The organism is Corynebacterium tuberculostearicum (assembly GCF_022347385.1).
GTDB lineage: Bacteria > Actinomycetota > Actinomycetes > Mycobacteriales > Mycobacteriaceae > Corynebacterium > Corynebacterium tuberculostearicum_M.
Genome location: NZ_JAKRDT010000002.1, coordinates 142,533 through 168,037, shown reverse-complemented (window position 1 = coordinate 168,037; position 25,505 = coordinate 142,533). Strand labels below are relative to the sequence as shown.

Below are 25,505 nucleotides of genomic sequence, written 5' to 3'. Positions count from 1 at the left end.
CCAGGGGGTGGCTAGCGGGGGCTTTCCTGGCAGGAGCCAGCGTCAGCGCATGCTTTGCTAAGTGGGCAAGCGAACATACGTACACTTCTTAAAGGACGAATCTTTATGACCACCCACTGCGATGACCTTTCTGCTCACGTAATCGAACGCCTCATCACCGCCGCACAACAAGGTTGGGCGCCGGCGGACCTAGAACACGTCTTAGGTCCGCACGCCTACCCCATTATTTACCGTGCGAGCCCCCATGTACCGGCACGAATTACCTCCCCTGCGCTGCGCAAAGCATGGCTCCAGATGGCCCCTCCGCAGGAGAATTTCATTCCGCGCGATAAGCTGCGCGCCATTATTAAAGAGCTCATCCACTTGCCAAGGCTGCGCGATACGGAGCTTCTAGCCTCCGGCGAATCCTTGCGGGAGGATGGGCTTAGCGATAAGCAACGCAAAATCCGCGAAAAGGTGCTAGGCCTTTTGCGAAAAGCGGAATCTACCAGCTTTGAGGATGAGGCCGAGGTCCTCATCTCTAAGGCACAGTCCCTGCAGCAGAAGTATCGCATCGAGGATCTCCTTACCTCCGAGCTACCTGATCTTATTTCCCGCCGCGTGCACATCCACCCGCCGTATATCAAGCACCAGGCTTCCCTCTTAAGCACTATCTCTGACGCCAATGGATGCACTACTCTCCTTATTCATGACAAGGGCTTGGCCTGCGTGATTGGCGCTCCTGCCGACGCCGCCCATTGCGCCGACCTCTTCGCCTCTCTTAACCGTCAATGCGATTGGTTCATGCGCAATGGTGACGGCGCAGAAATTGCCCGCGCTACGGGCTCTACCGCCGCCTATCGCCGTAGTTTCCGGCTCTCTTATGCCGCCCGCATTGGTGAATTGCTCACTCAAGCAAATGAGGATGGCATCGCAGATAACCTGCGGGAGTCGCAGTACTGCTCACACCATGCAGAGACTGTAGCCACCCAAACCCTTCCGGCACTGCAGGCGCGCACCGATCATGCCATCGATACCCGCAATCGTCTCTTCCCCAACCTGACGGAAATGTCGCTTTCCATGAACAGCATGCACGGCATCAACGATGGCATTGCCGCTGCCGATAGATCTCACTTAGGCGGCGATTCTTCCGGAATCGGTCCGGTCCCCGAAATCACGCAGTAATTCTGCCCTGCTCAAGGCCATTCTTCCTTCCCGTTCCCTGCTAGCGAACGGGGGCGAGGAGTGGCACCGCAGCGAATGCTTAACGGGTAAGATCACCGGTGAGATTTATTTGGTCTAGAAAGTAAAAGGTACGTGAATGTCTACACAGTCTTTTCTCGAAGTTGAAGCGAAATTCTCCGTAGCCGAGTCCACTCAGCTCCCTGAACTGACCCGCCTCGAGGGAGTTGACCACGTTGCAGACACGCGCCACCACGCGCTTTCTGCCATCTACTACGACACCGAAGACCTCCGCCTCACCCACGCAAAGGTCACCCTCCGCCGCCGTACCGGTGGCAATGATGATGGCTGGCATATCAAGATTCCTAGCGAGGCTGGCCGCACCGAAATCCATGCCGAGCTGGGTGAACCTGTCGATGGCCGCTACGAAGTACCGGAGGAGCTTCTCCACCAGGTTCGCTCCATTATCCGCCACAACGAACTCACCCCGATTGCGCAGGTAGACAACAAGCGCACCGAGATGGTCCTAGCGGATGCCGACAATAAGCCGGTAGCAGAATTCTGCGATGACCACGTCACCGCCTTTTCCTTCCTTCCAGGTGGCCAGCAGCAGTCGTGGCGCGAATGGGAAGTAGAGCTCGCCGGTGAGCTTCCTGGCACTGAGGAAGGTACGCAATTCATTCGCCGTGCCACTTCCTTGCTTATCGGTGCCGGTGCGCGCGTTTCTTCCTCCCCATCCAAGCTGAAATCTGCTTTGGGCGATTCTTACGCCAATGCCCCGCTGCCTCCAGCCCTGGTATCGCCGGATGTGGACCCAGACTCCCCTGCCGCGGCCGTCATCACCGCTCTGCAAGCCAACCGCGACAAGCTAGTTGATTATGACCCTCGCGTGCGCCGCGATGAGTGGGATTCGGTTCACCAGATGCGTGTCGCCACCCGCGAACTGCGCAGCCACCTGCAAACCTTCCATGGCATCGTTGTCGGCCCAGAAATCGACAAGATTGAAGCCGATCTCAAGGAGCTTGCCGGCATCTTGGGCGTTGCTCGCGATGCGGAAGTTGTGGAAGAACGCTGGCAGAAGCTGCTGGAGTCCGAAGATTCTGACACCTTGGATGACTCCACCCGCGAGCACATTGCGCACGATATGGGCAACGCCTACCGCCGTGCGCACCGCCGCGTGATCGCAGCTCTTGATTCCGAGCGTTACCTCGAGCTGCTGGAGTCTCTCGATCGCCTGCTTGCAGACCCGCCAACGGCCGATAAGCAACAGGATTCCGCCCCGGCAGCAAGTGAGGCGGAGCAGCCGGAGGAGCAGTCCTCTGCGGAAGAGGACGCCGCTACTCCTGCCGAATCCAGCGAGGACAGCGCACCTGCTGCAGACAAGGCCGCAAAGAAGCCGGAGAAAAAGAAGTCCAAGGACAAGTCCGCCGACATGGATACCGTGATGGCGCAGCACCTTGAAAAGGCCTATAACAAGCTGGTCAAGCGCCATAAAAAGGCCGTGGAGAACTGGGATAACCAGGAACTGTCCCTGCACGAGCGCGAGGATTATTTCCACGATATGCGCAAGGCAGCAAAGAAGCTGCGCTATGCAGCTGAAGCAGCTGGTTCTGCCACCAACCTCAAGACCAAGCGACTCTACAAGGCCTGCAAGCAGATGCAGTCGGTGCTCGGTGACTTCCAGGATTCCGTGACCTCGCGCGATAAGCTGCTCGAGTTGGCAGAGTCCGCTCGCCGCCGTGGGGAGAATACCTTTGGCTATGGCCTGCTCTACCAGCGCGAGCGAACCATTGGTCTAAAGGCTCTTGATGATTACGCAGAGTCTTTCAAAGACATCAAGGCCGCGTTTAAGCCGCTGCGCAAGAAACTAAAGTAGCCGCGCTTCCCGGGTAGGTGCCGGGAAACACGGCTTTAAAAGAGATGGCTGGGAGTTAGTTACTTCCAGTCATCTTCTTCGTCTGCGGCATCTGCCGCATCATTGCGGGCTTGGGCGATTTCGATGGCGTTTTCTGCCTCTTCGCGGGTGTCATACGGGCCCATCCGATTTTCCCAGCCAGAGGTCTTGCCTTGGCTGACTTCCTTAGTGGTGGGATCAAAGAACCACTTCTGGTCTGCATCGCTCATGAAACTATCCTCTCAGTCGTTGCATCAGCGGCACCGGCTAAGTGCTGCCGCTGATATGGTTTGTGCCCACACTACCCACGCTGTCCCATTGATGCCCGCTAGAATGTGGGGCAGCACAATTCTTTTATACGAATCCATGTCGTATTCCCCGCCACCGCGCACATAGGTGGCGGGCGTTCGTTGCTTTAAACGCACCGCCGCGTGTGTGGGGCAACGAAGACTACTGGTCCCAGAACCTGGAAAAGGAGCTTTAGCACCCATGCCACTGTGGTCAACGCCTGCAGAGCCCGTAGCCGAGCGCGCCGCCCGAGCACATACCGAACTCACAGGCAGCGCTCCAACGCATACCGCCAGCGCGCCGGCAACGTGGTCCCTCATTGGTGAACATATTGATCACTTCGGCGGCATTGTCGCCATGTGTGTGGGAAAGTTGCGCGCTGCAGCGTCGGTAAGCCCTCGCACCGATGGCGTGGTGGCCGTCCATTTCCACCCAGCTCAGGGCGAGCCTGCCCATGACTCGATTAGCCTGCAGGCGCTTGCAGAACTGGCAACGGCGCAACAGCCCACCACGGATGCGGAAGGCCAGCCGGTTATTCCGCCGGCACCACAAGGTGGGTTGGCGGCCCGCGTGGGCGGCATTGTCCACACGATGATTAATCGTCAGTTGCTCTCCCGGGAGACGGCCGGTGCGGATATCACCATCGCCTCCGATATTCCGGAAGGTTCGGGTTTGGGTGCGGATGCCGCTGCGGACGTCGCGGTGGCGCTAGCGCTCATGGGTGCAGATGCGGACCTCGATGCACCGTTGAGGGCCCGGGTGGCGGATGTCTGCACCCAGGCCGTTTCTACCTTCGCAGCGCGGCCGCCACTGCGCGCACGCCACAGCGCTGCGCTGCGCAGCACGGGTGAGGGCGTGTGCATCATGGACTACGCCGATGGTTCTGTCACCCACGCCCCACATGTGGTGGGCCGCGAGATGTCCGCCTTTGCGGTGGCAGTGCCGGAAGATTTTTCCGCACAGGAAGAAAAGGCCATCGCCAATATCCGCCAGCGCCAGCGCTTTATCGATGATGCCTGCCACTCCTTCGGCACCGATTCGCTGCGCTTGCTTCCCGACGCCCAACAGCGCGTCCTCGACTGGCTGAAGGCCGTGCACAAAGTCTACGGCGAGGAAGGCCGCCCGAGCATCAGCGCCGCCACGGAGTGGATGGCCTTTTATGAGGAAGAAACTGAGCGCGTAGAAAAGTTTGCGCGCTGCCTGCGCTCGCACCGCGGCGCGGAGCTCTTCCCTATCCTGTTGCAGTCACAGTCTTCTTTGGCAAATATCTACGGCTTGGATTCGGCAGAAAAACTCGCCGAATTGGTCACGGTTCGCGGTGCCGTTGCGGGTCGCTCGGCGCATGCCGGGACCTCGAACGCGGTCATCGCTTATGTTCCGGCGAAAAGCGCGCACAATTTTGCAGCTGACTTGGCTGAAGACGGACTGCTCGTCGTCGAGCTGCAGCCAGGCGAGGCCGCCCGCGGCGAAGGCTAGGATCCTTGCCGGCTAGTCGGCTGGCCAGGCAAAAAGAACCTCGCGTGAATCGGTATCCGCCGTCACCAGTGAGACAGTGGTTTCACTGCCGGTTTCCGGTGCGCCCACGGAGTGGGCGAAGACGGGTGGCTCCGGTACGAAAATCCGCGCCTTGTCCCGCTTCGGATCGCCGCGGACCACAGTGGCTGAGAAATTGGTACCGAGCCAAGGTCGCAGCACAGTCGCCTCCGTCAGGTTCAGGCAGGCCTTATCCACTTGGGAGGCGAGCTGCGAGGTCGAACGCATCGCCCCGATGACCTCCGTGGCGCTGCCTGTTACCCACTCGGGAACCTCATAACCGCCGCACAGGGCGAGGCATACCTCCGTGGCGAACCTATCGGAAAGGCGCCGCAGCGGCGCGGTGACGTGGGCATAGTAGCCACCGATACCGGCGTGTACCTGCGCCTCCTGCTCGCCTAGCCAGGCATAGTCGGCTCCGCGCAAAAGGCTTTGGGCTTCGCGCATGACGGCCATGCCGCGCGGGGAATCGGCGTCGACGGTGAGCAGGAATTGGGGTATGGGGGCGTCGCCAAGCGCAAAGCCTAGGGCCTGCGCCTCGGCGCGAAATTGGCGCTCATGCTCCGGCTCGGCCGCGGGCAGGGTGCGCAAGAAGCCCACGCCAGCTTCCTGCATAAGGCGCCCAGCGCACATGCCGGCCAACAGGGAAATTTCGGAGTTATAGTCCATGACCTCATAGCGCGGCTCGATGATGAGCTCGAAAGTGCCGTCCTCGTTTTCCACCACCCGCTGGGAGGGCAGGCGCAAGGAAATGGCCTCTCGGCGCAGGGAAGATTCCTGGCGCAGCCGGCCGACCACCGGCAGCAGCGCGATGGATGGGTGGAGCGTGTCGGCCGCGAGGTCCGCATGCGCGCCTTCATAATCCAGGCGGGCCTGGGAGTAGATGAGTGCGCGCTCGACGTGGAAGGACTCCACCTCGCCGTTGCCATCCAAGTCAAAGGTCCACAATACGGCCGGCTTATCGGTGCCAGGCAGCAGCGAGGCTTGGTCCTCGGAAAGCTCCGGCGGGTGCAGGCGCGCGGGCTCATCGGGAAGATAGATGGTCTGGCCGCGACGGAAGGATTCGCGCTCCAGCTCGCTGCCGGGCTCAATGAAAGCGGCAACGTCCGCGATGGCATAAAAGACGCGGTATCCGCCCTCGCGTTCTTCGATGTAGACCGCCTGATCCAAGTCCATGGAGCCGGCGGGATCCAGGGTCACAAAGGGAATTTCGCGGGCGTCGCGGCGCGAGTCAGCGTATCGGTCCTGCGCGCGGGCGGCCTGGGCGGTGACCTCGGCCGGAAAATCGGTGGCTACCGAAAAGTCTGTGGCAATGGCGCGGAAATCGAGTGGGGCGGCGTAGAGCTTCATGCCCACCACCATAAACGTAGTAGGGCGAATGAGTCGGCCTATAAGCCGGATTCTGTCTAACCGCGGCACTCCCTGAGAAGTACCGCGCGGTGAACATCCATCTAGACCAACCGTTGCCAGTTGGTTCCAGCAGCTACCTTCAGGCTCGAGCGAGCAGCCTTAAAACGCCTGATCGGGCCCCGCAACGTGGCGGGGCCGTGATGCCTTGCTCCCGGTGGGGTTTACCCAGCCACCGCCATCACTGACGGTGCTGGTGCGCTCTTAACGCACCGTTTCACCCTTACCTTGTGGCTCCAACGTGGCCGAAACCAAGTGGAGGTACAAGGCGGTCTACTTTCTGTTGCACTTGCCCGCGGGTTTCCCCGGGTTGCCGTTAGCAACCACCGTGCTCTGTGGAGTCCGGACTTTCCTCGGCGCCCACGCGGCAGCACGTGGCTGCCCGTTTGAAGCGACGCGATCACCCGGCCGGCTCATTCGCGTTCCTTATTCTAGCGCAGGCCCGCCAGGTGGCCCACATCGTTAAATCCGTGCACCATAGAGCCGCCGTCCCAGAATTCCACTCGCGAAATGGCAGCCAGGTCTAAGAAGAGATGCCCAAAGGTGGCTGGGCCGGCATCGAGTGCTTGGCGAATGAAGGACTTAATTGGATTGACGTGGCTGACCACCAGCACGGTCTTTCCTGCGAAGCGCTCTTGGAGCTCCTTGCGGGTGGTGCGCACGCGGCGGTTGACCGCTTGCAGCGATTCGCCGCCCGGACAGGCGACGCTCGCATCGTGCAGCCATTCCTCGTGGAGTTCCGGGTCGCGCTGGTGGGCCTCGGCCGCGGTTTTTCCTTCCCACGCACCGAAGTCCACCTCGATGAGGCCGTCGACCGTCTCTACCTCGATATCGCGGCCATTGGCCACGGCCGCCGCGGTCTCTTGGCAGCGGCGCAGGGGTGAGCAGACGATGGCGTCAAAGTCGGCGTCGGCAAGCGCCTGCGCGGCGGCGAGCGCCTGCTTTTGGCCAAGCTCGGTAAGGCCCGGATTGGCGCGGCCGGAGTATTGCTTGGCGGCCGACATCTCCGTCTGCCCGTGGCGCAGCAAGATAAAGCGGGTGGTAGGTCCGCGGTCCCCCAGCCAATCGGTGGGGTGCGGCGCGGTGGTGTCCTGCTCCGCGGCTGGCGCTGGCTCGGCGGCTTCTTCGCCGGCAACGATGCCTTCCGGGTGCCCGGCGGCAGCGGCATCCATGGCGTCATTGGACAGGGCGTCTGCCACTTTATTCTTAGCGCGCGGCACCCAGTCCAGGCTGAAAGTAGAAAAACCGTTGATATATTCGCGGGCGCGCAGGGCCAGCTTCTGCATATCGGGGTGCTTGATCTTCCAGCGGCCGTTGATTTGTTCCACCACCAGCTTGGAATCCATGTGGAATTCCACCTCGGTAGCGCCCATTTCGGTGGCGGCTTCAAGGCCGCGCAGCAGGCCGTTGTACTCTGCGACGTTATTGGTGGACTTGGTGCCTACCACGTAGACAATTTCGCGCAGGATGCGCTGCCCGCTGCCGTCATAGATAACGGTGCCGGAACCGGCTACTCCGGGGTTGCCGCGGGAGCCGCCATCGGCGTAGATGATGACCTTCATTAGACCAGGCGCACCAGGTAGGAGCCGCAATCGCCGCACTGCGGCAGCTCATCGGCCGGGGCATTGCGCACGGCGTTTTGCTCGGCCGGCGGCAAGACAATGAAGCAGCCGCCGCAGGCGCGATTGGCCTTGAACTGGGCGGCACCTACGCCATTTTCCTCGCGCTGGGTATCGTACTCGCTGAGCACTCCAGCGGGCAGCTGATCGCGCAGCTCGCCGATGCGCACGGCCGGATCTTCTTGATTGGCGGCCGCTTCCTTAGCCGCCTCGGCCGCACGGCGCAGCTTTTCCAGCTTGCGCTCGGAATCAGAAACGCGCGCGCCGTGGACGTCCAGGTTGGAACGCAGCGCGTGCACCTCGTTATGCGCCTCCTGCAGCTCGCTCATGAGGTCAGCGATGCGGGACTTGGCGGCGTAGAGATCGTGCTCTAGATCCTTGCGGGTTTCTGGGTCTACTGCGGCGCCGAGCTGGCGCTTATCATCGCGCTCGCGCTGGCGCAGCTTGCGCTCATCGGCTTGGATGCGCAGGATTTCAGTCTCCATGTCGTCGACGGCCATCTGCGCAGAACCGGAGGCATCGAGCAGGCGCTTGTGCTCCTCCTTGGCCTTGTCATATTCGGCTTGTTCCGGGATTTCCTTCTCAGCGCCATGGCCCTGCGAGCGTTCCAGGTTGGCCAGCTCCAGCAGTACCGGCTGTAGTTCTTGCGATAGTTTCACTTATGACTCCTTTGGGTGCGCAGAGATAGTCCACGGGTCGGTGCGCAGGCTAATAATTTCCGTATCCAGTTCTAAAGCATTCTCTACGATATCGCGCGCCTGGGCCGTCCACGGAAATTCGCTGGCCCAGTGGGCGGTATCGATAACGGCGGGGCCGCCGGCGCGCAGGTGCTCATCCACCGGGTGGTGGCGCAGATCCGAGGTAACGTACACGTCCACGCCTAGCTTCGCGGCCGCGGAGAGGAAAGAATCTCCCGAACCAGAAGACACGGCCACCGTGCGCACCTTCTGGTCCGGATCGCCGGCGGCGCGGATGCCCCAGGCGGTCTCCGGCAAGGCATTAGCCACCTGCTGGGTGAACTCGCGCAGGGTCATCTCCTGCGGCAGCTCTCCCACACGCCCCAGGCCGAGCGCCTTGTCCAGGTCTTGGTGGCCGGCGGTTTCCGTGATGTCATAGGCCGGCACCTCATAAGGGTGGGCGGTGTGCAGGGCCTTCAGCAAGGAGGAGCGAAGTGCGGCCGGGGCGACGAACTCGACGCGGATTTCCTCGCCGCGGTGCAGCGCGCCAATCTCACCCTCGGTGGGGTCAGCGCCCTCCTCCGGCTGGAATTGGCCCGTGCCGGCGATATCGAAGGAGCAGTGAGAGTAGGCGCCGATGTGGCCCGCGCCGGCGTCGAAAAGCGCCTGCTTTACCTCCTCGGCCGCAGCGACCGGCACGTGCACACCCCACTTATCCACGCCCTGCGGCTCCGGCACGATGGGCCGGCCGGGGTTGATGCCTACCAGCTCCGCGAGCTTGTCGTTTACGCCCGGCCGCGCCTTATCCGCGTTGGTATGGGCCGCAAAGAGGGCAACGCCATTGCTGACCAGGGTGTGTACGACCTTGCCCTTGGGCGTATCGGCCGCCACGGATTCCACCCCGCGCAGCAGCAACGGGTGGTGGACCACGAGCATGTCCGCACCGAGCTCCACCGCGCGCTCGGCCACTGCCTGGGTGCAGTCCAAAGCGAAAGCTACCCGCTTTACCTCCGCGGCCGGATCGCCGCAGATAAGCCCCACGGCGTCCCACTTTTCCGCCAGGTGCGGCGGGTAGGCCTCATCGAGTACGCGGCGGACATCGCCCACGCTCACAGCGGACATAGAGGTGCTCCTTTATGCTCGTTTCATGGAATAGTTAGTACTGCTATATCCTATCTTCCGCACCACAGTACTATTCGCGCGAAGGGGTTTTCCGCATGACCGAATCCGATACCCGCTCCGGCCTTTACCTCGTCTTTGTCTGCACCGGCAATATCTGCCGCTCCCCCATGGCAGAAATCATCGTGCGCGATGAAATGGAAAAGGACATGCTAGACCTCGTCGCCACCGTAGATTCCTGCGGCCTAGGCGGCTGGCATGTGGGCCAGGGCGCGGACGAGCGTGCGATTGCCGAGCTGCGCCGCGGCGGCCACGATGGCGGTTCCCACCGCGCGGCCAAGCTAGGCGCCGAGCACATGGATGCCGATCTCTTCATTGCCATGGACAAGGGCCACCGCGAAGCCCTCATTGAACACGGCATCGACCCAGCCAAGATTCGCTTGATGCGCAGCTTCGACCCCAACTCCCCGGAGGACGCGGACGTGGCAGACCCGTATTACGGTTCCACTGCGGATTTTGAAACCACGCGCAAGAATATCGAGGCCGCCGTGCCTGGCCTGCTGGATTGGATTCGCGCTAACCACGACTAAACTAGGCCCCATGCTAAAGACGTTCCTTAAGCCAGGTTGGGTTCTACTGCTGCTGTTCGTCGTGGCCTTTTCCTACCTCGCTTTTACCGTCCTTGCCCCGTGGCAGCTGGGCAAAGACGATGACATTGTGGAACGCAACGAGCTCATCACCCACGCCTATGAGGCCGACCCTAAGCCGGTGGAAGACCTCGTGGATGGCAACGGCGCTATCAAGGACGATGAATGGTCCCGCGCCACCCTGCACGGCCATTATCTGCCGCAGGATGAGGTGCTGCTGCGCCTGCGCCCGGTCGATTCCGGCCCGTCCTACCAATCCCTGGTTCCCTTCCGCACCGATTCCGGCCTGACCATCCTAGTTAACCGCGGCTGGGTCAAGGCCGGCGAGGCCAACGCAGTGCCGGATATCCCTGATGCTCCCTCGGGCGAGACCACGCTTACCGGCATGATCCGCGCCGACGAGGCCGAGCACCAGTCCGCCCCCATTAAGCAGGAGGGCTACCAGCAGGTCTACTCCATCCATACGGAGCAGATTGCCACTCTTATCGACGCCCCCTTGGCGCACGACTACATCCAACTCTCCGCCGACCAGCCCGGCGTGCTCAACGCCATGCCGATCCCGCAGCTCGACCGCGGCAACCATCTCTCCTACGGCTACCAGTGGATTGCCTTCGGCATCATGGCCCCGCTGGGCTTGGGCTACTTCGTGTGGTCCGAAATCCGTGAGCGCCGCCGCCTACGCGAGGAGGAAGAAGCCCTCGCCGCCCTCGATGCCGATGCCTCAACCCCATCCGAGCCCGAGGACGCCTCCGCTGCAGACTCCGCACCTGTAGAAACCCCGTCCCCCGCGACCTCCCGACGCGACGCCCACGCGGCCGCTGACGACGCCACCGATACCGCCACGGCCGTTCCCGCCGCGTCCTCCTCGCATGCCGCCAGCCGCCGCAATCGCTCGCGCTACGGCGACTCCAAACCAGATCACTACGCCAAGCTGAACAAGCGCCGCCGCGAGCGCTACTAGCCACTCTCTGCCTAGGCCGCCTAGCCCGCGTTGCCTGAGCATCCGCCTAGGCCCCAAGGAACAGCCACGGTAGCGGGCGCTACCCCCTCCCTTTCACGAGTAACGTGGCCACAAGTTGGCCCAGGACAGCAGCTATGAAAAGTACAAACTAGTTAGTATCTCAGCCTTCTTGCCGTCGTATTAGCCGCAGTCCCATTCGAAGATGACTCGACTAAAATCACGTGCGGCAAGGTCGTCAGGATGGATATAGAAGTTTCCGACTCCGCAATCTCCCCACACGAAAGAACCGTCACCTTCTTCTACCGTGGCTAACACAATGTGCTCATCGTCGGTCGGGATGCGGCTGGGGTTCCACAGCGTTGCATAGCCGCCTAGACGCGACTTTTTCACGGCATCTTTAAAGACCGTAGGTTCCACGTAATCCTCGGTCTGAGGGTCGACGATAAATCCTTCGGCTTCTATCCGAGCTACTTCCGCCTTGAATAGTTCCTTTTGACTACCCATTGTTGGCCCAGAGAGATTGATCTGCTTAATTGAAGTTTTTCCACGAATAACTCGCCGGATGATGATCCACCATGAATATGTGTGTACCTCTACGAAATCTTCCCCGCGGCGAAGTATCGTGCGAAGATCGTCATCCCAGAAGGCGTTGCGGGAATATTCGTGAGCTGTAGGTGTGACGCTTACTTCCCCCAGATTGCCATCAAGGACAGTGGCCACTGAAGGATTCTCAGCTGGGTGGTCTCCCTCGTCAATAACTTCTTCCGGAACCTCGCCTATATGGGGCGCAGTGAGATCAGCAATGTAACGAGCAAATGGGGTTGGGCCTTGGCTTCCTTCCTCGACAACCTGCTTCAAATAATGCGCTCCCCAGTCACCATCGTCCGGCAGGAAAAGTTGTAGTAGTCCTGCCGTAGGAAACCCAGGCAGCGGAGGGAGCTCAGCGAAATTGAACTGGGCGATAAACAGCAAAGGGTCACCGTCGAAACTGGGATACGGCGAATGTTCTGGGAGATACGGTGTTCCGCACAGTTTCGAGGTAGTGGGCGAATCGGGACGAGTACTTTCATCTAAGAATACGGTCGGGCGCGTCGGAACGGTATCAAAAGTATATTTCCGCTCGTGAGATTCCACTTTTGCTTTCATGGCCACGACTATAGGCAAATTGCCCTCAAATATTCACAGGTTGTTTAGTCTGACCAGTAAAACTGCTCTCATCATGTGGCGCGAAGGAGCCGAGCTGCAAACACTTGCCCCTTGGCCTCTCCCTAGGCCATACATGTACATCAGAGAAACCAGACCTACTGATGATTAACGAGCCGCAGTCGGTATCTTGCCCCAGTCATCGTCTTCCCCACCGATGCGCCGAGCTAGACACACATCTTGACCCTTAACCCTGTCGTGGCGTTGTCGTGGAAACGCGAAAGAGCCCCTTTCCGATTTCTCGAAAAGGGGCTCTGACCTTGTGCGGCCTGAGGGGATCGAACCCCCGACCTATTGGGTGTAAACCAATTGCTCTTCCAGCTGAGCTAAAGCCGCATGCGCTCTTGCGCTGTTAGAAACAGTAGCGCAGGTTGCTAAAGCAACACAAATCGGCAGGTAAAGCCCTACTTCTTGGTGTAGCCGCGCTGCACCAAGCACGAGCCTTGCCACTCGCCTAGGCGCTCCGCCTTGGTCTGCACCAGGCCTGCCAGCTGAGCGGACTCAGAGATGAGCCCAGGCTCTACGGTTCCCGGCTTGCCGGCGCCCGGAGTAAGCAGCCAGACTGCGCCGTTATCGGCCAGCGGGCGGCTCGCATCCACCAGTCCATCCACAAGGTCGCCATCTTCTTCGCGCCACCAAAGAAGGACTACATCGCACAGCTCGTCATTTTCTTCTTCCAAGAAGTCGTCGCCGAGCACGGCCTCGATCGATTCAGAGATTGCGGTATCGCAATCCTCGTCCCAACCAAGCTCCAGGGCGATCTGCCCTTCCTTGATTCCGAGCTTGACTGCAGCGTCAGCCACTATGCATTTCCTTCCTAATTTAGTGAATGTCTGGTCCGCGTATCGCCCGCATCCTGCGGGTAACTCGCGGCTTAATAGAAGTATTTTAACGCCCACCGGCCCCTTTTACCCGCCTAAGGGCCGCAATTCCCCCATTTTGCAGGCCCTGCCGCCAGCGCAGCTGGCTCCACAGAGTTAGCAAACTACCCTCTTTTACCCCACCGAAATTTACAAAGATACTGGTTATGGCGATGTAACGTACCGCACGTCCCCTTAAGTCGGACTTCACAACGACTGTGGATCTGTGAGCGCGTATCCTAGTAAGCAAACTGTGCAGACCCTTAAATAGGAGGTTTAAATGGCCGAGAAGGACGCCCACCAGGGCGACTCCAACTTCCCCCTCATCCGCGACGGCGTTGCATCGTATCTTCACGATAATGATCCAGAAGAGACCCGCGAGTGGATGGACTCCCTCGATGGTCTGCTGGACCACTCCGCTCCGGAGCGCGCCCGCTACCTGATGCTGCGCCTGCTCGAGCGCGCCACTGCGAAGCGTGTTGAGATGCCATCGTTGACGTCTACGGACTTCGTCAACACCATCCCCACCACCATGGAGCCGGAATTCCCGGGTGATGAGGAGCTGGAAAAGCGCTACCGCCGCTGGATCCGCTGGAACGCAGCCATCATGGTGCACCGCGCACAGCGCCCGGGCATTGGTGTGGGCGGCCACATCTCCACCTACGCAGGCGCTGCCCCGCTGTATGAGGTCGGCCTGAACCACTTCTTCAAGGGCAAGGACGATCCTTCGGGCGGCGACCAGGTCTTCTTCCAGGGCCACGCTTCCCCAGGCATGTATGCGCGCGCATACATGGAAGGCCGCCTGACCGAAAAGGATCTGGATAGCTTCCGCCAAGAGGTCTCCCGCGGTGAGGGCGAGGGCCTGCCGTCCTACCCGCACCCGCGCCTGATGCCATGGTTCTGGGAATTCCCCACCGTGTCCATGGGCTTGGGCCCGATTAACGCTATCTACCAGGCACGCTTTAATAAGTACCTGGAGACCCGCGGCATCAAGGACACCTCCAACCAGCACGTCTGGGCCTTCTTGGGCGATGGCGAGATGGACGAGCCAGAATCCCGCGGTCTGCTGCAGATCGCATCCCTCTACGAGCTGGATAACCTCACCTTCGTGGTCAACTGCAACCTGCAGCGCCTCGACGGCCCGGTTCGCGGCAATACCCAGATCATCCAGGAGCTGGAGTCCTTCTTCCGCGGCGCCGGCTGGGAGGTCATCAAGGTTATTTGGGGCCGCGGCTGGGATAAGCTGCTAGAAAAGGACACCGAGGGTGCCCTAGTCAACGTCATGAACACCACCTCCGATGGTGACTACCAGACCTTCAAGGCCAACGACGGCGCCTATGTGCGCGAGCACTTCTTCGGCCGCGATGAGCGCACGGCCAAGCTGGTAGAGGACATGTCCGATGATGAGATTTGGGCACTGCGCCGCGGCGGCCACGATTACCGCAAGGTCTACGCCGCCTACGCTCGCGCGCTGGAGAACAAGGGCACCGGCAAGCCAACCGTCATCCTGGCGCACACCATTAAGGGCTACGGCCTGGGCCACAACTTCGAGGGCCGCAACGCTACCCACCAGATGAAGAAGCTGACCCTGGATGATCTGAAGCGCTTCCGCGATAAGCAGGAGATTCCGTTCTCCGATGCGGAGCTGGAGAAGGATCCGTACCTGCCGCCGTACTACCACCCGGGCAAGGATTCCCCGGAGATCAAGTACATGCTGGAGCGTCGTAAAGAGCTCGGCGGCTTCCTGCCGGAGCGCCGTGAGGACTTCACCCCGCTTGAGGCACCTGCGCTGGATAAGCTGCGCTCCGTGCGTAAGGGTTCCGGCAAGCAGGAAGTAGCTACCACCATGGCCTTGGTGCGCACCTTCAAGGAGATCATGCGCAACAAGGAGCTGGGCAAGCGCGTCGTGCCGATCATTCCGGACGAGGCCCGCACCTTTGGTATGGACTCCTGGTTCCCCACCATGAAGATCTGGAACCCACGCGGCCAGAACTACGTGCCGGTTGACCATGACCTGATGCTCTCCTACCGCGAGGCTACCGACGGTCAGATCATGCACGAGGGCATTTCTGAGGCTGGCGCCGCTGCCTCCTTCACCGCGGCAGCTACGTCCTACGCCACCCAGGGCGAGGCCATGATTCCGCTGTACATCTTCTACTCGATGTTCGGCTTCCAGCGCACCGGCGATGCCTTCTGGGCGGCCGGTGACCAGATGGGCCGCGGCTTCATTATCGGCGCTACCGCCGGCCGCACCACCCTGACCGGTGAGGGCCTGCAGCACATGGACGGCCACTCCCCTGTCCTGGCCGCTACCAACCCGGCCGTGGTTTCTTATGACCCGGCCTTCGGCTACGAGGTTGCGCACCTGGTCTCCCGCGGTATTGAGCGCATGTACGGCGAGGACAACGAGGCCGTCATGTACTACCTCACCGTCTACAACGAGCCGGTACACCAGCCGGCCGAGCCGGAGGACTTGGACGTGGAGGGCCTGCACAAGGGCATCTACCACTTCAACACCGCTGAGGGCGGCTCCATTGCTGCCAATATCTTGGCTTCCGGCGTGGGCGTGCACGAGGCGCTGCGTGCACAGCAGCTGCTTGCCGACGACTTCGATGTCAAGGCCTCCATCTTCTCCGTCACCTCCTGGAACGAGCTGGCCCGCGACGGTGCCCGCCGCAACAAGGAGGCCCTGCGCAAGGGCGAGGAGCCGACCGAGGCATTTGCTACCTCCCAGCTCAAGGGCTACGAGGGTCCGTTCGTTGGCGTCTCTGACTTCACCACCGAGCTGCAGGAGCAGATCCGCCCGTACGTCCCAGGTACCTACATCACCTTGGGTGCGGATGGCTTCGGCTTCTCCGATACTCGCGAGGGCGCACGCCGCTACTTCAACATCGATGCCGAGTCCATCGTCGTCGCCGTACTCGATGGCCTGGCTCGCGAGGGCAAGATTGAGCGCTCCGTAGTGGAGAAGGCAGCCAAGGATCTCAAGCTGGATGATCCGACCGCTACCACCCACATCGAGGACTAACCCCCGCATTGGTGCGGGCTAGACCCCGCGCCACGCGCTAAAAAGGCGCCGCCGGCTTCCCGCCGCGGCGCCTTTTGCATGCCTCGAGAGGCTCGCTCGAGCAGCCTGCCTATATCGCGTCGAGGACGCGGCCGAGGGCCGCGGAGATGGCCTCAGGGTCTTCGAGGATCACCATGTGTCCGGAGCCTTCCACTGTCTGCAAGCTCGCGGCGGGCCAATTCTCACAGAGCACTTCGGATTGCGACCGCGGGGTGACGATATCGGCGGTGCCCACCACTACCTCACCATGGAGTTTTGCCAGCCGTTCTGCGGCACCATACTCGGCGTGATCCAAAAGGTCATCGAAGAAGCCGGAATAGGAGGCCAAGGGGGTATCGAGAAGCATGGCAACGTGGAACTGCAGCTTCTCCATCTGGGGAAAGCCGGCTAGGGTCACGGCAAAAAGTGGGGCAATAAAGCGGGCAACTTCAAAGCGGGCACTATCGACGCGGCCAGGCAGGCGCAGGCACAGGCGGTAGAGCGCGTGCAGAGACTTGGACTGCAAAATCTGGGCCACGCCCTTGGCCGCAAAGCGGCGCATAGAGGTAGAAATCAGCAACGCGCCCTTGATGCGCTCATACACCTCGGCCGGCGCACGGCGGATGAGGTTTAAGGCAACCATGCCGCCCAGGGAATGGCCCACGATGACCAAGTTGCCGCGGGGAGCACGCTCGCGGATCACGGCCAGGACGTCGTCGGCAGCCGCGTCAACGGTGCACTCTTCTGGGGCGACCGTGGAGGACTGCCCATGCCCACGCAGGTCCACCAACAGTGCGCGCGCGTTGCGGCCGCGCAGGTAATTGGCCTGGTCATAATAGGCCTCTGCGGACAGGCAATAGCCGTGGATGAAGACCACCGTCACCGGGGCGTCCTCTTGGCCAACTTCGTACCAGGCGATGTCTAGGCCATCGTGGTCCACGGTGCCGGACGCGCTGATGTGGGTAAGGCCAGGCTCGGTAGAGGGATCATGCAATCCGCCATAGAGCTTTTCTAGCTCGGCGCGGTGCGAGGGGCGCAGGCGCTTGAGCCAACTACGCGCCACAACGGAAGAACGTTTTCTCAATGCCATAACGGGATCAATACTAGACTGGTGGGCATGGCAAACGACCTCAGTGCCCAATTGCAGGCAAAGTTCAATGCGAGTGCGCCGGACAAGGAGCCGGAGCGAGATACTCTCGGCCAGCTCATCGCACTCATCCGTAAGGTCACCGGGATCGAGGAAGACTTGGACCGCGAGACCCGCCTGAAGGATATCGGCGTGGAGTCGCTCGATCTGGTGGAGCTCACCGTGCGCGCGGAAGAGGCCTTCCAGGTCCGCTTTTCTGAGGAGACGATGCTCAACAGCGAAACCATCGGCGATATCGCCGAGTATGTGGAGGATCACCAATGATTTCTTATCTATCAGACATGGACGGCGTGCTCATCAAAGAAGGTGAGATGATCCCTGGTGCCGATAAATTTATCCAGGCACTCAAAGACAATGACATCGAGTACATGGTGCTCACCAATAACTCCATGTCTACCCCGCGGGACCTATCTGCACGCCTGCGTAATACCGGCCTGGATATCCCTGCAGAGCGCATCTGGACCTCCGCTACCGCTACCGCGAACTTTCTTTCCAGCCAGGTAAGCTCCAGCAAGGCCTACGTAGTGGGCGAATCCGGCCTGACCACCGCCATGCACGAGGCGGGCTGGATCCTCACCAACGATGACCCGGACTTCGTTGTACTTGGCGAGACCCGCACTTACTCCTTTGAGGCGATTACCACCGCCATTAACCTCATCCGCGATGGTGCGCGTTTTATTGCCACCAACCCGGATGTCACCGGCCCCGCCCCCACGGGCGTACTTCCAGCTACCGGCGCCGTAGCTGCGCTCATTACCGCCGCCACCAACCGCGAGCCTTATTACGTGGGCAAGCCAAATCCGGTCATGATGCGTTCTGCGCTGAATACTATCGGCGCCCACTCGGAACACACGGTTATGATTGGTGACCGCATGGATACAGACGTGAAGGCGGGCCTTGAAGCCGGTATGCGCACGGTGCTGGTGCGCTCCGGCATTTCCGATGACCACGAGATTTCTCGCTACCCGTACCGCCCGTCAGCCGTGCTGAAGTCCGTGGCAGAGCTGCCAGACAAGATCCTGGATCCTTTCGCAGAGGCGGAATAGTCCATAGCCGAGCGCACCACCCGGCGGCAGAAAAAAGGGGTTGGCCAGCAACAGCTGGTCCAACCCCTTTCGTGCCTTCTACGGCAGGCGCACGGCAGCACTAAAGCCGTGGCGCTGCGCGAGGTAGCGCACGACGCAATCAAGCGCGTCCAGCTCCTCGCGGGTGCCAGTAAGCACCTGGTGGCAGCCGATACCGCTGCCCGCGTTGGCGCAGGCGCTGCCGCCTTGGGCAAGCGCCGCTACGGAAAGCCCATCCCGGAACCAACGAGTGCACCACTGAGCGGTCAGTGGGTCATCGCCCGGAATGATAAATTCCGACTCGGTACGGATGCACCGATCCATGGCGTGTTCAATCTCCGAGCGCAGCTTGCGCGGCATCCCGGAAATCTTCAGCACACCGGTGACCACGGTGGCGCCGCCGTTGACGGAGGGCCACGTGGAGGTGGAGGCCGGCTGTTCAACCGGCGCAGGGTTAACGCACGTATTCATAGCCGATTCTCCCTCGACATAGATCACCACCGCACGAGGCCTGCCGGCCCGGCGCGATGCAAGACGAGCTTCGTCTTCCCCAACGAACTGTCTGATGCGTCTGCTCACAGTTTTCCTGCGTCACACCCCTCCCTACAACCCTCAACTTTCACTTCAACCCCCATTCGCTAAACCTCAACCCTAGGTACAGACTGGGGCCAAAGTTGCAGGTGAAACCAATGTTACAAATGTGAAATTTGGAGTTTGCTGGGAAAATTCTTGCCCTCCTTGACGGCAGGCAACAGAAGCCCTGCTCACGCGCAGGAACGCGCAACTAGGCCCACACGCAACCGCCGCCCGTATGCTCGCCCCGGTTTCCCACGCAGGATGGCCCCATTTCGCACAAAATTCCCCGACTTCTCCCCGCCCCACGGGGGAGCCTTCCACCACACCACTTCCCCCAGTGGAAGGCGCTCGCTCCGCCAAAGCGGGCAAATTACAAAGAGTTCCAGATGGCGGTATTCGTATCGTGCCAGAGGGGCTTGCACCATTCGCCAAAGTCGCGGTTTGTGAGCGCGACCATGGCATAGTCGCCGGCGACCCAGAGGTAGGTGCCGGACATGCCGAAGTGGCCGACGGCGTCGGCAGGCAGAGCGCCCATCCAGTGATCCTTATCGCCGTGGATTTCAAAGCCTAGACCCCAGGTGCAGTCTTTGAAGCTACCATAGCCCGGAACGATGCCGCGCAGGCCGCCGAAGTGTACGCGGCGCATATCGGTCACGGTGGAGGGGTGCAGGAGTTGCGGGTCATGAACTTCCGCAGCAAAGGCTGCGAGGTCCTCCACTGTGGAAACCAAACCGTGCCCGGCCGAGCCTTCAAGCCGGGTGGAGTTCATGCCCAACGGAGCCAAAATGCCTTCGCGCAGGTACTCGGCAAAATCCATGCCCGTAGCTTCAGCCACGGTATCCGCGGCCCACTCATAACCGGCCGAGGAATAGATGCGGCGCTCACCCACCGGCTTCTGTGGCTCCCGGGAATCAAAGGAAATGCCAGAGGCGTGCGCAAGGAGGTGCTCGAGCGTGGAGCCCTCCGGGCCGGCGGGCTGCTCTAGCTCCACGGCGCCTTCTTCCACGGCCAGCATCACGCCGTAGGCTGCGACCAGCTTGGTTACCGATGCCACCGGAAACTCGCGGGCGGTATCCCCCACCGTTTCTTGCACCTCGCCGCGGTGCAGCAAGGCTCCGGCCACCGTATCCGCGGGCCACTGGCTAATTTGGCTAAATTCACTCATACTCACCAGCCTACTGAGCCTCATTCGGAAGCACTGGACCGCTGTGGGCGCGCCTTTGTGAGCCGGTCGCCCCTTAGGCCTACTGGGCCCGCGTACGCCTTGGGTTCACGAATCCCACATTCCTTAGGTCTACTGGGTCCGCATACCTTAGGTCCAAGGTGATCGGGCTGATCTGAGCGAATGGACCCCTCAATTCAGCCCTAAAGGCCTCAAATCAGCCCGATCAAACTGGACCTAAGCCACCGAAGCCGGCGAAAGCCCCCTCGAAACCGCCCAACCGCCAGACGCGTCAGTCCCACAGGAGGCCGCCCAAGTAAACCATCGGTTAAAACAACAAGAACATTTTATGGAATCGGACAGGAAACGGTTGCACACCCACTAGACATGAGAAAACTTTCAACCATGTCTAATAATTCTAAGAACACGGGCAGCGCAGTTAACCGCCGCCGCTTCCTGCAATCCACCGGTACCACCGGTGCCGCCATCGCTCTGTCCGGTGCAGCCGCCAACGCCCAAAGCAGCCTCTCGCCGCGCGTGGAGCAGCACATGGTGGAGCCCAAGCTGGGCGAGCGACCCTTCCTCCACGGTGTGGCCTCGGGTGACCCGATTCCGGATTCGGTCATCTTGTGGACCCGCGTGACCCCGGATGCCGATGCCATGCCGGGATCCGGACTAGGCGAGGCCACCCGGGTGGAGTGGGAAATTGCCAAGGATGAGGGGTTTGGGGACGTCGTCAAGCGGGGCGAAGTGACCACCGACGCCGGCCAGGATCACACCGTGCACGTGGATCCGCATGGCCTAGAGCCGGAGACCGTGTACTTCTTCCGTTTTAAGGCACAGGAAAAGTACTCGCCCGTCGGCCGCACCAAGACCGCCCCGGCGCTGAGCGCCTCCCCGGAGGAGCTCACCTTTGGCGTGGCTAGCTGCGCCAACTGGGAGTCCGGCTTCTTCAATGCCTATGGCGATATTGCCCAGCGCGGCCGCGCGGACCAGCTGGATTACATGATTTTCTTGGGCGACTATATCTACGAGTATCCGCAGCGCGAATACGCCGGCTATGGCCCGGTGCGCCTGCACCACCCGGCGCACGAGATTATCTCGCTGGAGGATTACCGCATCCGCCTCGGCCGCTACCGCACCGATGAGAACCTGCAGGCCGCACACGCCGCGCTGCCGTGGGTTGTGGTGTGGGATGACCACGAGGTAGCCAACGATAACTGGCGCGAGGGCGCCGAGAACCACACCGAAGGCGAGGAAGGAGCCTTCCTGGACCGCCGCAAGGCCGCGATGCAGGCCTACTTTGAGTGGATGCCGGTGCGCGCGACCAACCCGTCCGAGCAGGGCCACCTCTACCGCAGCCTGACCTTCGGTGATCTGGTGGAGCTGACCATGATGGACCTGCGCACCTACCGCGATGAGCAGGTGCGCTTTGGCCCGCGCAAGATGGCCGCCGAAGGCCGCACGATGCTCGGCTCTGAGCAGTACAACTGGCTGCTCAATAAGATTGAGACCTCTTCTGCCAAGTGGAATATGCTGGGCAATTCCGTCATGTTCTCCCCCATGAACCTGGCTACCCTGCAACAAGATGACAAGACCAAACCGGTTTCTTCCTCGCTGTCTTCCAATATCACCGGCATTCCGGTCAACGGCGACCAGTGGGATGGTTACTCGGCGGAGCGCCGCTTGCTTATCGACGCCCTCTCAAAGCACGACTCCCACACCCTCTTTGTCACCGGCGATATCCACTCCGAGTGGGCGCACAATATCAGCAAGGATGGCCGCATCTTCGGCGCCGAGATGGTCTGCGCCTCCGTGTCTGCGCCCAACGTGAACGAGCAGTTGAAGCTGCCGGAGGGCAATGAGCTGTCCAAGCTGGCCGAGCGCTACTTGATGGGCGCCAACCCGCACACCCGCCACGTGGATTTGGACCACCACGGCTACAGCTTTGTCACCGTGCGCCCGGATTCGGCGGAAATGCACTGGTTGCGCGTAGATAACCTGCTCACCGCCAAGTCCCCGGTGCGCGAGGCCGTGACCATGACCTGGCGCCCGGGCGAGGGCTACAGCGAATAGTTGTAAGTTCTGTCACATGACAGGTACTCGGTGTTAACGAACAAGTAGTACACCTTCGATAGAGATAGTGAAAGACCCTCTCTGGGGAATTTCACTACCTATCACTCGCCCGCCTTTCGGGCCCCCTTTGGTGCCGCGGATTCTTCCCTAGTCCGCGGCATACTCATAGTCGATGTAGCCGCGCTCGCCGCCCAGGTAGAACGTATCCTGGTCCGGCTCGTTAAGCTCGAGGCCCTCGCGCCAGCGGCGCACCAGGTCCGGATTAGCGATGAGCTGGCGGCCCACCACTGCGGCATCCACGTAATCCAGCTCGATTTCGCGCTGGGCATCCTCCTTGGAGGTAATCGTGGGGAAACCATCATTCATCAGCACCTTGGTCACGCCGTTCGCACGTGCCTTCTGCGCCAGCGTGGCGATGAGCTCGCTGTCCGGCTCGCCGTGCAGCAGGGATACATAGGCCAGGTTCAGCGGTGCCAGGGCGTCGAGAAGCCCGCCGTAGGTGGCCAGCATGTCTTCCTGGTCGTCTTCGATGACGCCCTGCACGTTGTGTGCCGGGGAGAAACGCACGCCTACGCGGTCGGCACCGATTTCCTCCACCACAGCGCGAATGACCATCTCTGGCAGGCGCCAGCGATTTTCCGGGCTGCCGCCGAATTCATCTTCGCGCTTATTGGCAGACGGCGCCATGAACTCATGCAGCAGGTAGCCGTTGGCGCCGTGGATCTCCACGCCGTCGACACCAGCATCAATAGCCCGGCGCGCGCCCTGGCGGAATTCATCCACGATGCGCGGCAGCTCTTCCTTCTTCAGCTCGCGCGGCACCGGCGCGTCCATCTTGCCAGCGAAGCCACGCACGGTTCCGCCCCAATCAAAGGCGCTCGGCGCCTCCGGGTTCGCACCGTCAATCAGGTCCGGGTGGCTCGTGCGGCCGCCATGCATGATCTGCATGAACAGGGTGCCGCCTTCCTCGTGCACGCGGTCTGCGACGGCGCGCCAGCCTTCTGTCTGCTCGTCGGTCGCAATGCCCGCCTGGCCCGGGAATGCGCGGTTGGTCCACGCCGGGAAGGTTCCCTCCGTAACCACCAGACCGGCCGTGGCACGCTGCGAGTAGTACTTCTGGTGCAGCTCGGTAGGTACACCGCTTTCGCCTGCACGCTGGCGGGTCAGTGCCGCCATGGTGACGCGGTTATCTAGCTTGAATCGGCCAAGTTCCAGTGGTTCGAAGAGTGAAGTCATGCCCAGTGCAACGCGCAGCCGTTCCGCACTATTTCACCACTGTCAAAAGGATAACGACACCAGCGTGTATGCCAGCTTTACCTCGCCAAATAATGAGCGCTGGACGGACCGGCTCACTGTAGAAGCCTTACTAGCGCGGCTCTGCCGGGATCTCTTGGCCGGTGCTGCCGGCGGTTCCGGACGCTTGGGTGCCATCGCCAGCGTCGCTTCCGGCAGTGGGCGCAGTGCCGGCCCCGTTGCCGGAATCGGTCCCGCCGTTGGCGGCACTCGGGGCGGGCGAGGTATTGCCCGTGGCGCCCGCTCCCTGACTACCGCCGCCGGCAGGCGTATCAGTCGTGCCAGTGCCATTAGAACCTTGCGGGTTGGCGGTCTCCGTGGGAGCAGCGCTGTCTTCCGTCGGCTCGGACTGCGTGCCGGTTTCGGTGGTTTCGGGGGTGGGGTTGGTGGAGGGGGCGTCGGTAAGCTGCGAGGAGGAGGCCTCCGCGCCGCTATCGCGCCAATGCTCGGGCGAAAGCAAGCCCGCATCAGCATTTTCGGGGTTGCTTGAGGCCAGGGCCAAGGCGCCGACGACGAGCAGAGCCAGGATGAGGCCCGTGGTAGAGGCGCGGACCCGGCCGCCAATGGTGGCGATCTTCTGGAACTTGGTATTGGTCTCCAGCGCGCGCCAGATGCCTTGGGTGGGCTCAGGCTCTTTTTCGTCATCATCCGGCAGCGCGGGCTTTCCGGGGCCATCGCTTTTCGGGCCATCCGCCTCGGGTGACTGGTGTTCTGGCCGGGAATCGGGGCGCGAGCCCTCCCCTGCCGCGGAGGCATCCTTGACGGATTCTTGGGCCGCGGCATTGTCGCCCACCGGAAGAATCGGGCGCTGGATTTCGTCCAAGTCGGTCACGTTGTAGTGATCCCAGAACTCGGAAAGCAGCGCGGAGCGAATGGCGCGCTCCACCGCCCACTGGCGGGCGGGGGTTACGGTAACCAACACGCGGTAGGTCACGTGCCACGACTGTCCGGCCGCCTGCGGGGCAACCAGCTGGGTGGCCGGCAGCACCTCGAGCCCGCCATTGACGTCTACGGCGATGGACGGTTCCTGGATGGCCTGCTCGGAAATCGTGCGCACCCGGCGCGTGATTTCTGGCAGGGTCTCGCCTTCTTGCACCGGCACATCAAAGTTGACCACGGCGCGCGACCACTCCTGGGAGTAGTTGGTGACCGCGCCGGCCGAGCTATTGGGCACGGTGACCAGCTCGCCGGTGGGTGTGCGCACCTTGGTAGTGCGCAGGGTCAGCATCACCACGGTGCCTTCCACGTCAGTCACGCCATCGAAGCTGACATAGTCGCCCACGCCAAATTGCTTTTCCGAAAGGATGAAGAAGCCAGAGAGAAAGTCCGCAATGATGGACTGGGCGCCAAAGCCCACGGCGGCCGAGACTATCGTCGCCGGCACTGCCGCACCTACCGCGGGCACGCCGAGATTGGTCAACGCGGCCCAAATGATGAGGAAGTACGCTGCTGCCTGCACGATGTAGACCAGCGCTCCGGTCAGTGCCAGGCGCGCCTTGGTGGCTTCTTCGTCTTCATCGAGGCCGCGCTCCATGATGCGGATGGCCAGCCTGCCGATGCGCGGGATCAAAATGCCTATCAGCAATAGCGCGATAAGCGGTAAGCCGTGGTCAACAAAGAGGCTCCACAGCTCGTAGAAGTAATACTTCAGATTCATGCCTCTAGATTAAGCCGCGTGCCTGAAAACTAGATGCCAGTTGACTGCCAGCAACCATGCAAACCCCGCTCCTTCCGACGCGCACCCCCTATGCCCTGCGCAAACTCCTGCGGGC

At 61.4% G+C, this 25,505-nt stretch carries 21 protein-coding genes, 1 tRNA gene and 1 other RNA gene; 9 read left to right on the top strand and 14 right to left on the bottom strand.

Translation table 11 applies throughout. From position 1 onward, the window contains the following. Positions 1–105 precede the first annotated feature (105 nt). Positions 106–1,164: a DUF2786 domain-containing protein gene (locus tag MHK00_RS01965; RefSeq protein ID WP_250410196.1), complete on the top strand. Its 1,059-nt coding sequence runs from the start codon at positions 106–108 to the stop codon at positions 1,162–1,164. 136 nt (positions 1,165–1,300) lie between these two features. Further along, on the top strand, positions 1,301–3,037 hold the full coding sequence (locus tag MHK00_RS01960; protein WP_250410195.1) for a CYTH and CHAD domain-containing protein: 1,737 nt from the start codon (positions 1,301–1,303) through the stop codon (positions 3,035–3,037). Between the two features lie 59 nt (positions 3,038–3,096). On the opposite strand, the gene MHK00_RS01955 is transcribed toward MHK00_RS01960, so the two are convergent. After that, complete coding sequence (locus tag MHK00_RS01955) at positions 3,097–3,285, bottom strand: hypothetical protein (RefSeq protein ID WP_250410194.1); 189 nt, start codon at positions 3,283–3,285, stop codon at positions 3,097–3,099. A gap of 259 nt (positions 3,286–3,544) precedes the next feature. On the opposite strand from MHK00_RS01955, the gene MHK00_RS01950 reads away from it, so the two are divergent. Beyond that, positions 3,545–4,819 carry a galactokinase family protein gene (locus MHK00_RS01950; RefSeq protein WP_250410193.1) on the top strand — a complete coding sequence of 425 codons (1,275 nt, stop codon included), beginning with the start codon at positions 3,545–3,547 and terminating at the stop codon, positions 4,817–4,819. A gap of 12 nt (positions 4,820–4,831) precedes the next feature. On the opposite strand, the gene MHK00_RS01945 is transcribed toward MHK00_RS01950, so the two are convergent. The 5 genes from MHK00_RS01945 to MHK00_RS01925 all read right to left on the bottom strand — a co-directional run bounded on the left by MHK00_RS01945 (position 4,832) and on the right by MHK00_RS01925 (position 9,701). Next, complete coding sequence (locus MHK00_RS01945; protein WP_250410192.1) at positions 4,832–6,226, bottom strand: RNB domain-containing ribonuclease; 1,395 nt, start codon at positions 6,224–6,226, stop codon at positions 4,832–4,834. Positions 6,227–6,251: 25 nt separating this feature from the next. Next, an RNA gene (gene rnpB, locus MHK00_RS01940) (RNase P RNA component class A) lies at positions 6,252–6,699 on the bottom strand. Between the two features lie 15 nt (positions 6,700–6,714). Then, positions 6,715–7,845 carry a bifunctional RNase H/acid phosphatase gene (locus MHK00_RS01935; protein ID WP_250410191.1) on the bottom strand — a complete coding sequence of 377 codons (1,131 nt, stop codon included), beginning with the start codon at positions 7,843–7,845 and terminating at the stop codon, positions 6,715–6,717. Further along, positions 7,845–8,561 carry a zinc ribbon domain-containing protein gene (locus tag MHK00_RS01930; RefSeq protein WP_005324390.1) on the bottom strand — a complete coding sequence of 239 codons (717 nt, stop codon included), beginning with the start codon at positions 8,559–8,561 and terminating at the stop codon, positions 7,845–7,847. Before MHK00_RS01930 ends, MHK00_RS01935 begins: the two co-directional genes overlap by 1 nt. Next, the gene (locus MHK00_RS01925; protein ID WP_250410190.1) at positions 8,562–9,701 is read right to left on the bottom strand and encodes a Nif3-like dinuclear metal center hexameric protein; all 1,140 of its coding nucleotides are present in this window, start codon (positions 9,699–9,701) and stop codon (positions 8,562–8,564) included. A 95-nt stretch (positions 9,702–9,796) separates the two neighbouring features. On the opposite strand from MHK00_RS01925, the gene MHK00_RS01920 reads away from it, so the two are divergent. Next, positions 9,797–10,288, top strand: coding sequence for a low molecular weight protein-tyrosine-phosphatase (locus MHK00_RS01920; RefSeq protein WP_179386764.1), 492 nt, complete (start codon positions 9,797–9,799; stop codon positions 10,286–10,288). Between the two features lie 10 nt (positions 10,289–10,298). Continuing rightward, entirely contained in the window at positions 10,299–11,306 is a 1,008-nt protein-coding gene (locus tag MHK00_RS01915) for an SURF1 family cytochrome oxidase biogenesis protein (protein ID WP_250410189.1), read from the top strand. Between the two features lie 180 nt (positions 11,307–11,486). On the opposite strand, the gene MHK00_RS01910 is transcribed toward MHK00_RS01915, so the two are convergent. The 3 genes from MHK00_RS01910 to MHK00_RS01900 all read right to left on the bottom strand — a co-directional run bounded on the left by MHK00_RS01910 (position 11,487) and on the right by MHK00_RS01900 (position 13,312). Then, positions 11,487–12,452, bottom strand: a complete 966-nt coding sequence (locus tag MHK00_RS01910; protein WP_250410188.1) for a DUF1963 domain-containing protein — start codon at positions 12,450–12,452, stop codon at positions 11,487–11,489. 320 nt (positions 12,453–12,772) lie between these two features. Further along, a tRNA-Val gene (locus MHK00_RS01905) sits at positions 12,773–12,845 on the bottom strand. Positions 12,846–12,913: 68 nt separating this feature from the next. Further along, entirely contained in the window at positions 12,914–13,312 is a 399-nt protein-coding gene (locus MHK00_RS01900; protein ID WP_005324380.1) for a DUF3052 domain-containing protein, read from the bottom strand. 337 nt (positions 13,313–13,649) lie between these two features. Here MHK00_RS01900 and aceE point away from each other — a divergent pair, with 337 nt between their 5' ends. After that, a complete protein-coding gene (gene aceE / locus MHK00_RS01895; RefSeq protein ID WP_250410187.1) occupies positions 13,650–16,397 on the top strand; it encodes a pyruvate dehydrogenase (acetyl-transferring), homodimeric type in 2,748 nt (915 codons plus the stop codon). A 109-nt stretch (positions 16,398–16,506) separates the two neighbouring features. Here aceE and MHK00_RS01890 read toward each other — a convergent pair whose 3' ends face one another. Further along, on the bottom strand, positions 16,507–17,505 hold the full coding sequence (locus MHK00_RS01890) for an alpha/beta fold hydrolase (protein ID WP_200435401.1): 999 nt from the start codon (positions 17,503–17,505) through the stop codon (positions 16,507–16,509). A 27-nt stretch (positions 17,506–17,532) separates the two neighbouring features. On the opposite strand from MHK00_RS01890, the gene MHK00_RS01885 reads away from it, so the two are divergent. Both MHK00_RS01885 and MHK00_RS01880 read left to right on the top strand, forming a co-directional pair. Further along, positions 17,533–17,826: an acyl carrier protein gene (locus MHK00_RS01885; protein ID WP_250410186.1), complete on the top strand. Its 294-nt coding sequence runs from the start codon at positions 17,533–17,535 to the stop codon at positions 17,824–17,826. Next, positions 17,823–18,608: an HAD-IIA family hydrolase gene (locus MHK00_RS01880; protein WP_200435399.1), complete on the top strand. Its 786-nt coding sequence runs from the start codon at positions 17,823–17,825 to the stop codon at positions 18,606–18,608. Before MHK00_RS01885 ends, MHK00_RS01880 begins: the two co-directional genes overlap by 4 nt. Before the next feature lie 78 nt (positions 18,609–18,686). Here MHK00_RS01880 and MHK00_RS01875 read toward each other — a convergent pair whose 3' ends face one another. Beyond that, positions 18,687–19,097 (bottom strand): hypothetical protein, encoded by a 411-nt coding sequence (locus tag MHK00_RS01875; protein WP_200435398.1) that lies wholly within the window; start codon positions 19,095–19,097, stop codon positions 18,687–18,689. Between the two features lie 475 nt (positions 19,098–19,572). Beyond that, positions 19,573–20,367, bottom strand: a complete 795-nt coding sequence (locus tag MHK00_RS01870) for a serine hydrolase domain-containing protein (protein WP_250410185.1) — start codon at positions 20,365–20,367, stop codon at positions 19,573–19,575. Between the two features lie 402 nt (positions 20,368–20,769). Here MHK00_RS01870 and MHK00_RS01865 point away from each other — a divergent pair, with 402 nt between their 5' ends. Continuing rightward, positions 20,770–22,440 (top strand): alkaline phosphatase D family protein, encoded by a 1,671-nt coding sequence (locus MHK00_RS01865; protein WP_250410184.1) that lies wholly within the window; start codon positions 20,770–20,772, stop codon positions 22,438–22,440. Positions 22,441–22,587: 147 nt separating this feature from the next. Here MHK00_RS01865 and MHK00_RS01860 read toward each other — a convergent pair whose 3' ends face one another. Together MHK00_RS01860 and MHK00_RS01855 are read right to left on the bottom strand one after the other, a co-directional pair. After that, positions 22,588–23,676, bottom strand: a complete 1,089-nt coding sequence (locus MHK00_RS01860; protein WP_250410183.1) for an alkene reductase — start codon at positions 23,674–23,676, stop codon at positions 22,588–22,590. Positions 23,677–23,806: 130 nt separating this feature from the next. Continuing rightward, positions 23,807–25,390, bottom strand: a complete 1,584-nt coding sequence (locus MHK00_RS01855; RefSeq protein ID WP_250410182.1) for a mechanosensitive ion channel family protein — start codon at positions 25,388–25,390, stop codon at positions 23,807–23,809. Positions 25,391–25,505 lie beyond the last annotated feature (115 nt).

What these genes read in the sequence shown, in the direction of transcription:
- MHK00_RS01870 (WP_250410185.1), bottom strand. Translation starts at nt 20,367, where the DNA reads ATGAGTGAATTTAGCCAAATTAGCCAGTGGCCCGCGGATACGGTGGCC.
- MHK00_RS01935 (WP_250410191.1), bottom strand. Translation starts at nt 7,845, where the DNA reads ATGAAGGTCATCATCTACGCCGATGGCGGCTCCCGCGGCAACCCCGGA.
- MHK00_RS01910 (WP_250410188.1), bottom strand. Translation starts at nt 12,452, where the DNA reads ATGAAAGCAAAAGTGGAATCTCACGAGCGGAAATATACTTTTGATACC.
- MHK00_RS01965 (WP_250410196.1), top strand. Translation starts at nt 106, where the DNA reads ATGACCACCCACTGCGATGACCTTTCTGCTCACGTAATCGAACGCCTC.
- MHK00_RS01955 (WP_250410194.1), bottom strand. Translation starts at nt 3,285, where the DNA reads ATGAGCGATGCAGACCAGAAGTGGTTCTTTGATCCCACCACTAAGGAA.
- MHK00_RS01865 (WP_250410184.1), top strand. Translation starts at nt 20,770, where the DNA reads ATGTCTAATAATTCTAAGAACACGGGCAGCGCAGTTAACCGCCGCCGC.
- MHK00_RS01890 (WP_200435401.1), bottom strand. Translation starts at nt 17,505, where the DNA reads ATGGCATTGAGAAAACGTTCTTCCGTTGTGGCGCGTAGTTGGCTCAAG.
- MHK00_RS01915 (WP_250410189.1), top strand. Translation starts at nt 10,299, where the DNA reads ATGCTAAAGACGTTCCTTAAGCCAGGTTGGGTTCTACTGCTGCTGTTC.
- MHK00_RS01925 (WP_250410190.1), bottom strand. Translation starts at nt 9,701, where the DNA reads ATGTCCGCTGTGAGCGTGGGCGATGTCCGCCGCGTACTCGATGAGGCC.
- MHK00_RS01950 (WP_250410193.1), top strand. Translation starts at nt 3,545, where the DNA reads ATGCCACTGTGGTCAACGCCTGCAGAGCCCGTAGCCGAGCGCGCCGCC.
- aceE (WP_250410187.1), top strand. Translation starts at nt 13,650, where the DNA reads ATGGCCGAGAAGGACGCCCACCAGGGCGACTCCAACTTCCCCCTCATC.
- MHK00_RS01880 (WP_200435399.1), top strand. Translation starts at nt 17,823, where the DNA reads ATGATTTCTTATCTATCAGACATGGACGGCGTGCTCATCAAAGAAGGT.
- MHK00_RS01960 (WP_250410195.1), top strand. Translation starts at nt 1,301, where the DNA reads ATGTCTACACAGTCTTTTCTCGAAGTTGAAGCGAAATTCTCCGTAGCC.
- MHK00_RS01885 (WP_250410186.1), top strand. Translation starts at nt 17,533, where the DNA reads ATGGCAAACGACCTCAGTGCCCAATTGCAGGCAAAGTTCAATGCGAGT.
- MHK00_RS01855 (WP_250410182.1), bottom strand. Translation starts at nt 25,390, where the DNA reads ATGAATCTGAAGTATTACTTCTACGAGCTGTGGAGCCTCTTTGTTGAC.
- MHK00_RS01860 (WP_250410183.1), bottom strand. Translation starts at nt 23,676, where the DNA reads ATGACTTCACTCTTCGAACCACTGGAACTTGGCCGATTCAAGCTAGAT.
- MHK00_RS01920 (WP_179386764.1), top strand. Translation starts at nt 9,797, where the DNA reads ATGACCGAATCCGATACCCGCTCCGGCCTTTACCTCGTCTTTGTCTGC.
- MHK00_RS01945 (WP_250410192.1), bottom strand. Translation starts at nt 6,226, where the DNA reads ATGAAGCTCTACGCCGCCCCACTCGATTTCCGCGCCATTGCCACAGAC.
- MHK00_RS01875 (WP_200435398.1), bottom strand. Translation starts at nt 19,097, where the DNA reads ATGAATACGTGCGTTAACCCTGCGCCGGTTGAACAGCCGGCCTCCACC.